This is a genomic window from Kocuria subflava (assembly GCF_012163155.1).
Lineage (GTDB): Bacteria > Actinomycetota > Actinomycetes > Actinomycetales > Micrococcaceae > Kocuria > Kocuria subflava.
The window spans coordinates 1-504 of record NZ_JAAVUN010000272.1; the positions used below are offsets into that span (position 1 = coordinate 1).

Genomic DNA, 504 nt, shown 5'->3' on the forward strand with positions numbered 1-504 from the left:
CCCCCGGCCCCGCCCGCCGCGATGTCCCCCAAGGCCGAGCGCAGGCGAGCCAACTGGATCTGGTTCTCCCGCTCCCACGTGTCCACGTGGTCCTCGGCCGTCTCTCCCTCGGCCTGCAGGGCTTCAGCGGCCATCGACACCAACGTGGTGTAGACGTCCTCCCGCATGGACATGCGCGCCAGTGACTCCCACCGGGTGGTCTGCGGCAAGGCCCCGATGCGCTTGAGCAGCGCTTCGATGCCGAACCGGTCGTAGAGCAGGAAGTAGACCCGGCCCACCAGTTCCAGGTCCTCCCCCGCCTGGCTGCCCAGACGCACGACGTCCAGCAGTGGGTAGGAATCCAGGATCCAGGACCATTCCCGGGCGAGCTCCTGCGGGACGCCCTGGCGTTGGGCGATCTCCAACAGTTCGTCGTCCCGGGTCGCGGACTCATGCCCCAACAGCACAGTGTCACTGCTGCGCAGTCCGGCGATCGGCGCGTAGCGCTCGGTGACCTCGGCGATC

At 68.7% G+C, this 504-nt stretch carries 1 pseudogene; it reads right to left on the reverse strand.

Annotated elements, in window-relative coordinates:
- A pseudogene (locus GTW58_RS14155) lies at positions 1-504 on the reverse strand (NAD-glutamate dehydrogenase domain-containing protein); the annotation flags it as partial.